Annotated in this window: 13 protein-coding genes; 2 read left to right on the forward strand and 11 right to left on the reverse strand. The window is 45.3% G+C overall.

Annotated features, from left to right (window positions below; translation table 11 throughout):
* Window positions 1-100 precede the first annotated feature (100 nt).
* On the reverse strand, window positions 101-2,116 hold the full coding sequence (gene rep / locus AMBT_RS18265; RefSeq protein WP_013786131.1) for a DNA helicase Rep: 2,016 nt from the start codon (window positions 2,114-2,116) through the stop codon (window positions 101-103).
* A gap of 141 nt (window positions 2,117-2,257) precedes the next feature.
* Between rep and ubiK the strand changes: the two genes are divergently transcribed.
* Window positions 2,258-2,521 carry a ubiquinone biosynthesis accessory factor UbiK gene (gene ubiK, locus AMBT_RS18270; protein ID WP_013786132.1) on the forward strand — a complete coding sequence of 88 codons (264 nt, stop codon included), beginning with the start codon at window positions 2,258-2,260 and terminating at the stop codon, window positions 2,519-2,521.
* A 54-nt stretch (window positions 2,522-2,575) separates the two neighbouring features.
* On the opposite strand, the gene ubiA is transcribed toward ubiK, so the two are convergent.
* Together ubiA and AMBT_RS18280 are read right to left on the reverse strand one after the other, a co-directional pair.
* A complete protein-coding gene (ubiA, locus tag AMBT_RS18275; RefSeq protein ID WP_013786133.1) occupies window positions 2,576-3,472 on the reverse strand; it encodes a 4-hydroxybenzoate octaprenyltransferase in 897 nt (298 codons plus the stop codon).
* On the reverse strand, window positions 3,456-4,025 hold the full coding sequence (locus tag AMBT_RS18280; RefSeq protein WP_013786134.1) for a chorismate--pyruvate lyase family protein: 570 nt from the start codon (window positions 4,023-4,025) through the stop codon (window positions 3,456-3,458). Before AMBT_RS18280 ends, ubiA begins: the two co-directional genes overlap by 17 nt.
* Window positions 4,026-4,223: 198 nt before the next feature.
* Here AMBT_RS18280 and AMBT_RS18285 point away from each other — a divergent pair, with 198 nt between their 5' ends.
* Entirely contained in the window at window positions 4,224-4,637 is a 414-nt protein-coding gene (locus tag AMBT_RS18285) for a flagellar basal body-associated protein FliL (RefSeq protein ID WP_013786135.1), read from the forward strand.
* Between the two features lie 37 nt (window positions 4,638-4,674).
* On the opposite strand, the gene glpG is transcribed toward AMBT_RS18285, so the two are convergent.
* The 8 genes from glpG to AMBT_RS18325 form a co-directional block, all read right to left on the reverse strand.
* A complete protein-coding gene (glpG, locus tag AMBT_RS18290) occupies window positions 4,675-5,553 on the reverse strand; it encodes a rhomboid family intramembrane serine protease GlpG (RefSeq protein WP_013786136.1) in 879 nt (292 codons plus the stop codon).
* Window positions 5,550-5,867 carry a thiosulfate sulfurtransferase GlpE gene (gene glpE, locus AMBT_RS18295; RefSeq protein ID WP_013786137.1) on the reverse strand — a complete coding sequence of 106 codons (318 nt, stop codon included), beginning with the start codon at window positions 5,865-5,867 and terminating at the stop codon, window positions 5,550-5,552. The genes glpG and glpE overlap by 4 nt, the downstream gene beginning before the upstream one ends.
* Window positions 5,867-6,892 carry an L-threonine 3-dehydrogenase gene (gene tdh, locus AMBT_RS18300; protein WP_013786138.1) on the reverse strand — a complete coding sequence of 342 codons (1,026 nt, stop codon included), beginning with the start codon at window positions 6,890-6,892 and terminating at the stop codon, window positions 5,867-5,869. The genes glpE and tdh overlap by 1 nt, the downstream gene beginning before the upstream one ends.
* A complete protein-coding gene (gene kbl, locus AMBT_RS18305; RefSeq protein WP_013786139.1) occupies window positions 6,889-8,085 on the reverse strand; it encodes a glycine C-acetyltransferase in 1,197 nt (398 codons plus the stop codon). Before kbl ends, tdh begins: the two co-directional genes overlap by 4 nt.
* Before the next feature lie 154 nt (window positions 8,086-8,239).
* Complete coding sequence (locus AMBT_RS18310; protein ID WP_049791776.1) at window positions 8,240-10,693, reverse strand: bifunctional diguanylate cyclase/phosphodiesterase; 2,454 nt, start codon at window positions 10,691-10,693, stop codon at window positions 8,240-8,242.
* An 8-nt stretch (window positions 10,694-10,701) separates the two neighbouring features.
* Window positions 10,702-11,895 carry a hypothetical protein gene (locus tag AMBT_RS18315; RefSeq protein ID WP_013786141.1) on the reverse strand — a complete coding sequence of 398 codons (1,194 nt, stop codon included), beginning with the start codon at window positions 11,893-11,895 and terminating at the stop codon, window positions 10,702-10,704.
* Window positions 11,892-12,290 carry a substrate-binding domain-containing protein gene (locus tag AMBT_RS18320; RefSeq protein WP_041453123.1) on the reverse strand — a complete coding sequence of 133 codons (399 nt, stop codon included), beginning with the start codon at window positions 12,288-12,290 and terminating at the stop codon, window positions 11,892-11,894. The genes AMBT_RS18315 and AMBT_RS18320 overlap by 4 nt, the downstream gene beginning before the upstream one ends.
* Window positions 12,291-12,458: 168 nt before the next feature.
* On the reverse strand, window positions 12,459-13,460 hold the full coding sequence (locus AMBT_RS18325; protein ID WP_049791843.1) for a glycosyltransferase family 9 protein: 1,002 nt from the start codon (window positions 13,458-13,460) through the stop codon (window positions 12,459-12,461).
* Window positions 13,461-13,552 lie beyond the last annotated feature (92 nt).

Consider the following 13,552-nt stretch of genomic DNA (forward strand, 5'->3'; position numbering starts at 1 on the left):
AACACCTTTTCATTCCGACTATTAGCACTGTTTGTTTCTGTGACTTGTGTCACGGTTTTTTTGAGTGACTTGCGTCACCTTTTATTCGTAACCGCGTGCGCTATTTCTTACCCAGCATATCTCTTAAATTAGCAATACTGCTTTGGCCTTTTTGCTGGCGCACTTCGGCACTTTCTTTCGGCTTTTGATTTTCCCATTGAAGATCGTCTATGGGTAGCTCGTATAAGAAACGGCTTGGCTCGGGGTTAATGACTTCCCCAAATTGACGGCGTTCCTTAGCTAGGCTAAAAATAAGCTCTCGCTGCGCACGGGTAATGCCTACATACGCTAGGCGACGCTCTTCTTCTACGTTGTCTTCATCTACACTGCTTTGATGGGGTAGCAAGCCTTCTTCCATGCCCACTAAGAACACAATAGGAAATTCTAGCCCTTTAGAAGCGTGCAGGGTCATTAACTGTACTTGATCGCCATCACCGTCGTCTTCGCCCCGCTCCATCATGTCACGTAAAATAAGGCGGTTGACTACTTCGGTAAGATTCATGGGGCTATCAAGCTCGTTGCCTTCTAGCATGTCGGTTACCCAACCAAATAGCGTACTCACGTTCGCCATGCCCATTTCAGCCGCTTTAGGGCTAGCGCTTTGCTCGTATAACCATTCTTCGTAGCTCATCGACTTGATCATGCCACGAAGGGCATCTTTGGTATCGCCTCGGGTAGCATTGTCGGCCACTTCTACTATCCAGCGAGCAAACCCCGATACGGCATCGAAGGCTCTATCCGACAACACGCTGTTTAAATTAGGGTGACAAGCTGCTTCGAACATGGGCACGCCTAAGCTGTTCGCAAAGTTACCCAGCTTTTCCAGCGTTACCCGCCCTATGCCGCGGCTTGGCGTATTAATTACCCGTAGCAAAGCGTTGTCATCGTCCTGATTTACCAACAAACGCAAGTAAGCCATGATGTCTTTCACTTCGGTGCGCCCGAAAAACGACATACCACCACTAATTTTATACGGAATACGGTTACTCATAAGCAGCTTTTCAAACAAGCGACTTTGATGATTTCCTCGGTACAAAATAGCGTAGTCTTTAAACTTAGTACGGTTCATAAACTTGTGCGCTAGCAGCTCTGCTACCACTCGTTCAGCTTCGTGCTCTTCGTTTTTCGCTTCTATGACTCTAAGCGGTTCGCCGTATTGCAGTTCAGAGAACAGAGTTTTGTCGAACAAGTGGGGGTTGTTCTGAATAAGAATGTTCGCGCAATGCAGTATTCGCCCAGAAGAGCGATAGTTCTGTTGTAGCTTAATAACGTTCAAGCGCGGAAAATCTTGCTGCAGCAAGTTTAAGTTTTGTGGCTTAGCACCGCGCCATGAATAAATAGATTGGTCGTCGTCGCCTACTACGGTAAAGCGCGAGCGCTCACCCACCAATAGTTTTACCAGTTCATACTGACTGGTGTTGGTATCTTGATACTCATCCACCAGCAGATAACGAATTTTGTTTTGCCACTTGGCCCGTACGGTTTCACTGGTTTTTAACAGCAGTGTGGGCAACAAAATAAGATCATCAAAATCAAGGGCGTTATAGGCGCGTAAGTTATCTTGGTAGCGCTTATAAGCTTCAGCAAATTCCCGCTCACCGGTACTGGTAGCTTGCTTTAGTAACGCCTCGGGCAGCAGTAAGTCGTTCTTCCAATTTGAAATACAGCTTTGTAATAGCGAAAGCTGATCTTTGTCGCCGTCTAGCGTGTCTTCGGTTAAATCGGTTAGCAGTGCCAACGAGTCTTTGTCGTCGAACAACGAAAAACCAGGCTTTAAGCCTAGCTCTTTCATATGGGCTTTTATAATGGTTAGCCCCATGGTGTGAAAGGTACATACTTTCAAACCACGCGCTTCTGGCTTACCTAAGGTTTCGGCTACCCGCTCTTTCATTTCGCGAGCGGCTTTGTTGGTAAAGGTTACCGCTGCAATATACCGAGCTGGCATATCGCAATTTCTAACTAGGTGCGCAATTTTGTTGGTAATAACCCGAGTTTTACCACTGCCGGCGCCAGCTAATACTAAGCAGGGGCCCGACACAAAGGTGACAGCTGATTGTTGCGCATCGTTTAATTTCATCGCGTTCCTAAATTACGTTCCTAAAAGCTAACAGGTGTAATGTGTGCCATGCTTTTCTTTAATGTGCTTTTTCATTGCAAGAAGTGGCGATACCGATAGAATAGAAGCCTATTCTAACGAAGCGCATTATAAGGGAAATCCATGTTGGATCCGAAAAAACTCGAAGATTTAGCGAAACAGATTGCTGACGCCGTACCACCGGGTGTGCGTAACATGGCTGAAGGCGCAGAAGGTAAAATTAAACAGATTTTACAGTCGCAGCTTTCAAAGCTTGATTTAGTCACTCGTGAAGAGTTCGATATTCAAAGCCAGGTGCTTATTCGCACTCGCGAAAAGTTAGATGCGATGGAAGCTCGCATTGTTCAATTAGAAGCGAAAGCAGCTGAAACAACGAAGCCTGAATAGCTTTTTACTCATTAATGCTAAGCGGTTCATTGTGTTAACTAATAACTGAACCGCTTAACCTATCCAAAAATTTGCCACTAAGCCTAACGTAAAAACCAAGCCAACATAGTGATTTTCGATAAAGGCGGTAAAACACCCTTCTCGCTGTCGGTTCTTAATATATTGATACTGGCGGTAAAACAGCCCTGCCCCAATAATTAGCGATAGATAATACGGCCAATGTGCTTCGATAGCCCCGCCAATAAAATACAAAATAACTAGCATGGTGGCTTGAAGCCCAATAATAATGGGCACGTCGTACTTACCGAACAAAATGGCTGTAGATTTCACCCCTATTTCCAGGTCGTCATCCCTGTCTACCATGGCATACATGGTGTCGTAGGCTACCGTCCATAATAGATTAGCCACAAACAGCCACCAGCCATACGCAGGCACAGTTTCAGACACCGCCATAAAAGCCATGGGAATTGCCCACCCAAAGGCCGCGCCCAATACCACTTGCGGTAAGTGAGTGTAGCGTTTCATAAAGGGATAGCTAGCGGCAAGCAACAGCGCAATGACAGATAGAGCAACGGTTTGCCAATTCAGCATCAGCACTAACAAGAAGGCCAGTATAATTAGCCCCGCAAACAAGGTTAGCGCTTGTTTAGGAGTAACTTCTCCCGTGGCCAGAGGCCGCGTGGCGGTGCGCTTTACACTGCCATCTACTTTTCTATCGGCGTAGTCGTTGATAACACAGCCCGCTGAGCGCATTACTACCACACCAGCGGTAAAAATAAGCGCAATGACTATACTGGGTAGGCCTTCAGATGCCATAAGCAATGCCCAAAAGGTAGGCCAAAGCAGCAAGTAAATCCCCACGGGCTTGTCTAGCCGCATCAGGCGACTATACGCAGACGGATGCTGTTTTATATGATTGATGTTTTGGGCTAAATTAAGATTCAGTGCCATTGTCGTACCTTGAATAATAAACGGGGGCATCAGGTAAAAAAACTTCGGCCACTATCATGCTGTCTTCACCTAACGTAAATAATGAACGTCGGCCCCATAATTGTTGAGTGCGTTCAAAGCCTAATGCTGTTGCTGGCAACTGACACAATTGAAACTCAGAGCGTATAAACCTAGCATCGTTAAACAGTCGCTTACCTAAGGGTTCACTGCCTAAATTGGCTAATTCAGCTTCAACCAAACGCTTAGGAATAACGGAACGGGCAAATACCCACGGCAATGCATTACCACACAACAGTACTTCTCGTACCTGAAATGCCTGTGAAGGCAGATGTGATTTTTGGTTCGATAGTAGGCTTTGCTCATTAGCATGAAGTGCGGTTTCAGCTTGCCCTAGCACGTTTAACGAAAATTGATGGCAAAGCGACTGCACCCGCTTGGTTAAGGAGCCCGTATCTAGTAACCAATTTTTTAAATACGGATTGTTACGGGGCGCACTGTCGGCTTGCATCCACTCTACATTTAAGCCAACGGGAAAGCTGCTAGGAAAACTCACTACCAAATCTCTGTCATAATTTTACATGATAAAAAAAGTATCATATCACTTGTTGGTGACATGGTGGTTTATCTGATTGCTAATAGCTAGCATATTGATTTTACGTGTACCTTAGTACTTTTGCAGTAGTGTCATTAACCTATGATTTGCTACACTACAGCCTGTCATCTAAATTAATTGGTATTTTTGGCTCTCATCATGACAAAGTCACTTGCTTCACGTTTTATAGCTACCGCTCTATTAGTTAGTAGTGCTTTCGCCCCTGCATTTGCCCAAGATAAGGCAAATTTTGCTTATCTTGGGCTAGAGCCAGACATCGTTACCAATTACATTGGCGAGTCTTCAAAAAAACTTGGGTATGTTCGCGTTACCGTTGAATTAATGATTTATGACGTAGATCAGCTAGAAATAGCAGAACACCATATGCCGTTATTACGTGCAACTGCCATCGATATCTTCGGCAGACAGCCTGAAGAAAAAGTAAAATCGCTAACGGGCAGAGAAGATATTCGCCGCGCCATTCTAAAAGCACTTCAAGATCATATGAAAAAAGAAACCGGTGGCGAGGTTATCAAAAACGTTATCTTTACCAAATATTTATACCAGGGCTAGGCGCTACTACAGCAGCACCTGTTCAAGACCGCAGGTGTTATTGCCCCTGCTTTCGTTTATCGGCTCCAAGGCTTAGCAACCCTGCTAGTAAACAGCCAGTAATTAACCCTGCGGTGTGCGCCGCATTGGCCATGTTCACCCACAGCACATCGGCAAAGCCTAATACTAGCCACACCAACATAAAACCTATTACCGATTTAGGCAGCGACAAGCCCCACTGTGGCTTCAGCCAACCTAACCACCATACAAAGCCCATTACAGCGTATACCACTCCTGACAAGCCGCCAAAGAGCATTAAGTTACCTTGTACTGGCGTAGTAAACATCGCTTGAGCCACGTTCGATATAATGGCCGACAGTGCAAACACCACAAACAGCATGCTTTTACCAAAGGTACTTTCTATTTTGGCGCCTAGCATGCACCACCAAAGTAGATTGAAAATAATATGCAGTGCGCTGAAGTGAATAAATGCGGGGCCTAATAGCCTCCACCACTCATGGTTTTCGGCAAGCACACTAAGTGGCTGCATGAGCAGGTGTTGCGCAATGGGGCTGAACAAGCCTAGCAACGACAAACCATACACCAGTACACAAAGTACAAACACAATACTGGTTAACGGTACCGACAATGCATTGTTGATGAACCCTTTCATATCAAACTGACGTGAGGGCACTAAATCGACGTTTTCACCATGCTGCCAAGCAGCTTGCTGATATTTAGGATTGTTCGGTTGCTGAATAAATTCTTCAGTTATGGCGCGGGCTTTAAGTGCATCGTTGTCGTCTGCCAATAATACAACAAACTCATCACCCGTTTCAGTAGGCTTTACCGTGGCGGTGATATTCTGGCTACCTAAGTAGTTAGCCAGTAAATGCGCCACGCCTTGCTGACGAAAAGCAATTAAAGGATGGCTCACGAATTTTCAGACACCACAGACTGACCTAATCGCCATGCTTCGAAACCACCGTCCATACTATAGACGGTGTTAAAACCTTGCTCGGCAATAACCTGTGCGGCTTGCTGACTGCTTACGCCGTGATAGCACACTACTACCACAGGGGTTTCTTTTGGCGTTTGTTCTACAAAGGCCGCGAAGTTATCGTTATTCAACGGCTTCGCTTCTGGCATGTGACCATTAGCAAAAGATTGCGGGTCACGAATATCTACGATGGCTACATCGCCATTGAAGTTTGCTACGTCTTGTACACTAATGTGTGAAAATGCTGTCATTATTGCCAGTCCAGTATAACTTTGCCTGATTGTCCTGAACCCATGGTATCAAAACCTTTCTGAAAGTCATCAACCGAGAAGGTATGTGTGATGATTGGCGACAAATCTAAGCCACTTTGCAGCAAACTTGCCATTTTGTACCAGGTTTCGAACATTTCACGACCGTAGATACCTTTGATCACTAACCCTTTAAAAATAACTTGGTTCCAATCAACCGATACATCTTGTGGTGGAATACCTAGCATTGCCACCTTTCCGCCGTGATTCATTTTCTTTAGCATGTCGCGAAAGGCGACCGGTACGCCCGACATTTCAAGGCCAACATCAAAGCCTTCACTCATCCCAAGCTCGTTCATCACGTCTTGCAAGTCTTCCTTGCTAACATCAACGGCGCGAGTTGCGCCCATCTTTCTAGCAAGCTCTAAGCGATACGGGTTGATGTCGGTGATAACCACATGGCGCGCACCAACGTGACGCGCCACTGCAGCTGCCATAATACCAATAGGACCAGCACCGGTAATTAATACATCTTCACCCACTAAGTCGAAGCTAAGGGCGGTGTGCACAGCATTACCAAATGGGTCGAAAATAGATGCCAGTTCATCACTAATATTATCGGGAATTTTAAATGCGTTAAACGCAGGAATAACCAAATACTCTGCGAAGGCGCCAGAGCGATTTACGCCAACGCCTTCTGTATTGCGGCATAAATGGCGACGGCCTGCACGGCAGTTTCTGCAATGTCCGCATGTAATATGGCCTTCACCAGATACTCTGTCACCAATAGCAAATCCACGTACTTCTTGGCCCATGCCAACCACTTCACCTACGTACTCGTGACCCACTACCATAGGTACAGGTATGGTTTGCTGCGACCATTCATCCCAGTTGTAAATGTGCATGTCGGTGCCGCAAATGGCGGTTTTACGAATTTTGATTAATAAATCGTTATGGCCAACTTCAGGCTCTTGGGTATCTTGAAGCCAAATGCCTTTTTCAGCTTTTGCTTTAACTAACGACTTCATGCAATAACTCCCATTTCACGGCCTACTTCAATAAACGCATCAATGGCTTTGTCTACGTGCTCAATAGAATGCCCAGCTGACATTTGGGTGCGTATTCTAGCTTGCCCTTTAGGTACTACAGGGTATGAGAAACCAATCACGTAAATACCTTTTTCAAGTAGCTTGTCTGCCATCTCGCTAGCAACACGCGCATCGCCTAGCATCACAGGAATAATAGCGTGATCTTTACCTGCAAGGGTAAAGCCAGCATCTTCCATACGAGAACGAAAGTGGGCTGAATTGCGCCATAGTTGTTCACGCAATGCTGCGCCATCTTTCATCATTTCAAATACTTTAAGTGAGGCCGAAACTATAGGTGGAGCAACAGAGTTTGAGAATAAGTACGGGCGAGAGCGTTGACGTAACCACTCAACCACTTCTTTTTTGCCTGACGTATAACCGCCTGATGCGCCGCCCATAGCTTTGCCTAAAGTACCAGTTAAAATATCCACTCGGCCCATTACGTCGCAGTATTCATGACTACCTTTGCCGTTTTCGCCTAAAAAGCCTGTAGCGTGACAATCATCTACCATGACCAGTGCATCGTACTTTTCAGCAAGGTCGCAAATACCTGCAAGGTTGGCAATTACACCGTCCATCGAGAACACGCCATCGGTAGCAATCACTTTAAATCGTGCGCCGTCGGCAACGGCTTGCTTAAGTTGATCTTCCAGTGAGTCCATGTCGTTATTGGCATAACGGTAGCGCTTAGCCTTACACAAACGCACGCCGTCAATAATGCTCGCATGGTTTAACGCATCAGAAATAATGGCGTCTTCTGGGCCAAGCAAGGTTTCAAATAACCCGCCGTTCGCATCGAAGCATGAAGGGTATAAAATAGTGTCTTCGGTACCTAGGAAGCCACTAATTTCGGTTTCTAGCTGTTTGTGTATGTCTTGCGTACCACAAATGAAACGCACAGACGCCATGCCAAACCCGTGGGTTTCAAGGCCACTTTTAGCCGCAGCGATAAGATCAGGATGGTTAGCCAAACCTAAATAGTTGTTCGCACAGAAGTTGATGACATGCTCGCCATTGGCCACGTCTATATCTGCTTGTTGCTGTGAAGTAATAACGCGCTCTTTTTTATACAGACCATCTTCTTTAGTGGCCTCAATTTGCGCTTGCAGGTGAGAGATAAATGCCGCTGACATGTCAGACTCCGAAATTAATAAAAAATGTATTTTAAAGAAAGCGATATAAAGGTTACACAAGGAAGGGGGCGTTTTAACAGTATTAAAACTTGTAGCTGTAAACTTTTTAGCACACTTGTTAGCTGTGGCTAAAAATCTAACTGGCTAGGCTGCCCTATTCGTTAGACCGCGTACTGTCCCATATGCCCATGTGTACGTTCTTGCTTAGGGTGGTCCAAATGTCTGGCTCTGGAATGGGTCGACTAATTAAATACCCCTGCCCCATCTGACAATCAAAGTGACATAGCATTTCAAACTGCTCTGCTGTTTCAATGCCTTCAGCTACCACAATTAACCCCATTTTTCGCACCATGGCAATGGTTGAATGCACGATGTTTCTATCATCGGCATTCTCGACGATATTGGCTACAAAAGAACGGTCGATTTTTATAAAGTCAGCGGGCAGTGATTTTAAGTAACTGAGTGACGAGTAGCCCGTTCCAAAGTCATCAATGGCCAAAGTACACCCCATGTCTCTAATAGTACGCATAATTGAGGTTGCACGTTCAATGTCGGTGACCAATACGGTTTCCGTTAATTCCAAACACACTTGGGATGGTGAAATATCATTGCGAATAATTTGCTGCTGCAAAAAATCAGGAAGACTGGGGTCAAGAAACTGCCCAGCAGACAGGTTAATCGCTAACTTCACATTAGGGTAACCATTCGCGTTCAGTTCTCTAATAAGGTAGGTGGCCTTGGCTATTACCCAATAATCTAGCTCTAGCATGAAAGAGGTGTTTTCAAGTGAAGGAATAAACTCTGCCGGTGATATGGTCCCCTTAACAGGGTGATACCAGCGAAGTAGTGCTTCGAAGCCTATTAATTCATTGGTTCGCAAGTCGATTTGAGGCTGCAAGGCCAAACTGAACTGACTTTCTCTTAGCGCCACCCGCGCTTCGGCTTCAAGCTCAACCTTTTTCATTACCTTCAAGTTCATGGTGGCATCGTAAACTCTATAGCCCGCCCCTTTTTTCGATTTTGCCTCATACATAGCAATATCAGCATGCCGTAACAATTCCACTGGCGTAGCTCTGGCATGGCGGCTCACGGCCACACCTATACTAATAGAGACGTAAAATTGCATGCCACCCGCTTCAATCGGCTGGTCAAACTCTTCAATGATTTTCTTCGCAACGTGTTCCACTTGTTCTTTGTTTTCGATGCTAGATAACAATACAACGAACTCATCACCACCAAATCGTGAAGCAATATCAGTTTCTCTAATAGGCCGCGATATCCGCATAGCCGCGGCTTTTAAAAGCTTATCCCCCACGTCATGACCATAGCTGTCGTTAACTTTTTTAAAGTCGTCTAAGTCCATGAACATTAGTGCAACCAATCTATCGTCTCGCGCTGAGTGGGCAAGTTGGTTTTCAATCTGAAAGGTCAGCATGTTCCGATTTGGTAGGCCGGTAAGCACATCAAACATAGCCATTTTTTCAAGTTTGGCAGTGTTCACCGCCATTTGGCCATCGAAGTCTTCTAACTGTTTTGCCAATGCATTAGCGGCATCTTCTACCACATCTAGTTCATCGTTCAATCGCCAAAGCGAAGCGTGCTGCTTTTTTCCAACCAGTTTGCGGTATTCAATAAATTTGTGGTCGGCAAGCATAGGCAAACCTTCACTGATACCTAATAGCCTCAAGCGGTATTGATTAAGAAAGAGCCTTAGAAGCAATGAGAACACGATAAACAGCACAATCGCACTGATGATCACCAGTATTTCGTACTGCTCTTTTTGATGTACTAATGCAGTAATATCTTGCACAACCATGAGGTAAGGTTGCTCTGTGAGGCTGTGGGGGAAGGGCAACAAACTTACCGACAGCTCTTTTCCCTGAAACGAAACTCGAAGCCCTTTAACCACCAGCTTTTCTACACTCCAGCCTTTGGGAAAGGCGGCAATGAGCTCGGTTAAATAATCTTGGTTAGATTGTGAAAGCTGGCTGGACAGCGTTAAGGTAGGGTCGCTTTCATCGCCTTGCTTATTCTGAACCATCACGACCTTATGAGCGTCGGTAGAGCGGTTAAACAAAGACAAAAGTTCACGCAATGAAGCAGACAAGATAACGACAGGAACCACCTCGTCATCGGTCATAATGGGCACTGATAAATAATGTGTGCACGCATCCTCACAGCGAATTAACGCTCTACTGCTAAGAGACTGCTGCGTGCTACGCACCAATTTTAGAACAAAATCACTGATGGGGGTTGGCTGCTCTCCCACTACGCCATCTTGGTCAAACAGATACAACTGCTCCACATGAAAGTTCAGCATCAGGTATTCTTGATTTCGCTGAAGGTTTTCATAGAAGTAATCTACATCTTGATGCTCCGACATTTCTATGTGGCTAAACATGTCTACCCACAACACCATACGGTTATGCAGAATATCCTCGAAAAGCTGCAATCGACGTTGGTTTTTAAGTTGCTCTTCTTGCTGCTGAAAAACCAGGCTTGAATCAGACTCTCGAATCAGCACCATGGAAATAACCACCGTGACGGTTAACACCATCGCCATCAACATAATGATGGTTTTAGTGGTAAAGGACATCTCCACTTTCATAAGTGAACCTAGAACCAGTACATCAGTTGTACAGACCACATACGCCAGTGTTCCTGCGAATGGTCTCTTATACTAGGGTCGAGTAAACTTACCACTCTTGCGGCTCCGTCAACCCAATGATGCTCGGCCTGTAAACGCCATCTAGGCGAGATATCCCACCTTGCCCCAACGGTCACTGTATCCATATAACCAAAGTAAGAAGGAACAAGGCCGCCAGTACTTATTTCAAGGGCTTCCCCATTCGGATCATTGTCGTTGTTCACATAGGTGTCGTAGCCAATAAGGCCGCTAAAACGGTTGTTAAATAGGTACCTAAATTGAACAAAACCGCCTTCACCTGTAAGCCTATCGACATAATTAGGCGCGAAGAGACCATTATATTCTTGCAATTCTCTCACTAGCTCGCTGCTAAACTGCCATTTTTCACTAAAGTATTGCATAGAGAACATGAACCTGCGGATGCTCGCACCGCCGTCTAAACGACTATCCTCCTGTGCCGCAGTGTATCCAAAATCTGACTCAAGCCAGCTTACGCCTACCCTCCACGCCATTGTGGCAGGTTGCCAAAAAGCGCTGACTTGGTGCACGAAGTCTTGCTCTATACTCCCATTGGCATCGTCGCCTAGGAAGAAGTCTCTTTGAGCGTCATTCAATGGAGAACGACCGTAACTCCAATTTACTTCCCAAATATTGTCTGCTGAGTATTTCTTAAATTTTGCCTGAAGCCCGTCACTCCCTAACGCGATATCACGAAACCCATCGAAGTAAATTGATTGAGGAAGAACCGTAGTATCTCTCGTTTGAGGTACATCGCGAGTCACTGAATATAACCAGTGAGTATTTTTAAAGCGGCCAATATGCACTTGCGCTTGCCACCCAGCCAAATCGGGAATAGTCCAGTCGACAAACAGATAATCTAGCCTCGTGCCTTTTTCAAACCTATTTCCTGCATCAAGATAAACCACCTGCCCCGCTACTGATAAATTGCTATTCAAACGGTAATGACCGTTAATGCCAAATTCCGACAACTCACCGGTAATATTATTATCTTCGGTGATAAAATTGCTATCAATTGACTGCGTTAGCCCTTGAGCTATGTATCCATGCCATGAAAACTTGGGCTCTTCTTGTGCCATAACTATTGAGCTAGAAGCTGCAAGAAATACAGCGCGTAGAAACCATACGAACACTTGATTATTCATTGTTCACGCACCTCAATAATTTTTTCATTTTTTACTTTGTCGATATCTGCATACCCTATAGTGCCTGCAGTACTCTCTACCATTTTAAGAAGGGCTTCTTGGGATGATACCCGTGTAGGTGTAACACCTTGACCGGAATACGTAAGTTGATCCCAAAGCCGAGAGAGTTGGTAAGGAAACATTTGTAAGTTTTCACGACAAAATGCTTTGTGCAGCGTGTGAACATCCTCAAGAACAACAACGTGGATTTTTTCTCCGTTGCTCCAGTATTGTTTGTGGCCTGTAAATATTTGGCGTAATTCTGATTGAGTCAGGGATGTGGTATCCACCGACGCATTAGCGACCACGACGGCCTGTTGTGCGAGAGCAACTGGACTACAAGTTAAAAATAGCATGCTGAGCACCAGTGCCGAGTACTCGGTATTGCTAGTTAAAGCTCGTATTCGCTTAATCAATGCGAGCATAATCACCAAAGGGGGCTCTCCATGTCTTAGAAAAATTGGCGCGTGTAAGCTAAGTGTAGATAATGGTTAAAAGAAATTCCCAGAAATAGTGCGTATTCGTTAAAGCACTGCTTTAATTTTTGAAAAAACCGCATCAGTGGTAACACCTTTCATCAAGTTATCGCCCTTCGCGCGAATTCCCCAAGGTAATTGTTCCCACTTTTTTCCTTTTTGCTTTTCAATACACGCATCGTACACAGAAACCGTGTTATCTATACTGTTATACGGCCCCGTGCGAATAGGGTTCGAATGCGCATATAATCCAATAACGGGTGTGCCTACGGTAGTAGCCATGTGAGCAGGACCGGTATCGGGTGCAAGCACTAAACTCGCGTGCTTTAGCAATACCAATAATTGGTGAAGACTGGTTTTGCCAGTAAAGTCTGCTTTTATACTTGGCTTATACGCTGAAATAGCATTGGCAGTGGTTTTATCGAGCTCACCAGGCCCCCCGACTAATATGACTGATTTACCTTGTTGTGATAAGTAGTCAGCAGTTTCAGCGTACCTTTCAGGAAGCCAGTTACGTTCTGCCTTGCTGGCAGCAGGCGCAATTACAACATAGTCGCCTAATGCCTCGGCTTGCTTTCTACCCCAACGCTCATCTTCTTCGCTAACAGGAATATTCCATGATGGCGTATCGACTTTTGGTACACCTAGCGCATCGGCAAAATCCATAAAGCCATCAAGCACGTGAGAGTATTGACGTGGCGCGACTCGCTCGTTAGCGAATAACCAGTGCAGCTCTTTGCTTCTGGCCCAGTCGAAGCCAATTCTGCGCTTCGCCTTTATAACTCTAGAGGCTAGGTTCGCGCGCAGGGCAACTTGCATCATAAGCAGTGCGTCGAAGGTTTCACCTTTCACTGCATTTTTTAAGCTCTCAACGGCGGCTTTGCCTTGTTTTTTATCAAAAATGATAAAGCGCACATTCGGCATTAGCTTAACCAGCTGATACTCTACCTTGCCAATGACCCAAGTTAACTCAGCGTCCGGCCAATGGGTTTGAATACGTGTTACCATAGCGGCTGCATGGCAGACATCACCAATAGCAGATAGACGCATTAAGCAAATCTTTTTTCCCACAAATGCTCTCTCGTTGCTGAAATGCCGAAATAATTCATTAGAATGGTAAATTTTACCATAAGTAACGGGCG

Origin of the sequence: Alteromonas naphthalenivorans (assembly GCF_000213655.1) — a bacterium.
GTDB lineage: Bacteria > Pseudomonadota > Gammaproteobacteria > Enterobacterales > Alteromonadaceae > Alteromonas > Alteromonas naphthalenivorans.

Bases quoted from the DNA above. Each gene is read 5' to 3' on its own strand.
- AMBT_RS18315 (WP_013786141.1), bottom strand. From the start codon at position 11,895: ATGAATAATCAAGTGTTCGTATGGTTTCTACGCGCTGTATTTCTTGCA.
- kbl (WP_013786139.1), bottom strand. From the start codon at position 8,085: ATGTCAGCGGCATTTATCTCTCACCTGCAAGCGCAAATTGAGGCCACT.
- tdh (WP_013786138.1), bottom strand. From the start codon at position 6,892: ATGAAGTCGTTAGTTAAAGCAAAAGCTGAAAAAGGCATTTGGCTTCAA.
- rep (WP_013786131.1), bottom strand. From the start codon at position 2,116: ATGAAATTAAACGATGCGCAACAATCAGCTGTCACCTTTGTGTCGGGC.
- AMBT_RS18325 (WP_049791843.1), bottom strand. From the start codon at position 13,460: ATGCGTCTATCTGCTATTGGTGATGTCTGCCATGCAGCCGCTATGGTA.
- AMBT_RS18310 (WP_049791776.1), bottom strand. From the start codon at position 10,693: ATGAAAGTGGAGATGTCCTTTACCACTAAAACCATCATTATGTTGATG.
- AMBT_RS18285 (WP_013786135.1), top strand. From the start codon at position 4,224: ATGACAAAGTCACTTGCTTCACGTTTTATAGCTACCGCTCTATTAGTT.
- ubiK (WP_013786132.1), top strand. From the start codon at position 2,258: ATGTTGGATCCGAAAAAACTCGAAGATTTAGCGAAACAGATTGCTGAC.
- glpE (WP_013786137.1), bottom strand. From the start codon at position 5,867: ATGACAGCATTTTCACACATTAGTGTACAAGACGTAGCAAACTTCAAT.
- ubiA (WP_013786133.1), bottom strand. From the start codon at position 3,472: ATGGCACTGAATCTTAATTTAGCCCAAAACATCAATCATATAAAACAG.
- AMBT_RS18320 (WP_041453123.1), bottom strand. From the start codon at position 12,290: ATGCTATTTTTAACTTGTAGTCCAGTTGCTCTCGCACAACAGGCCGTC.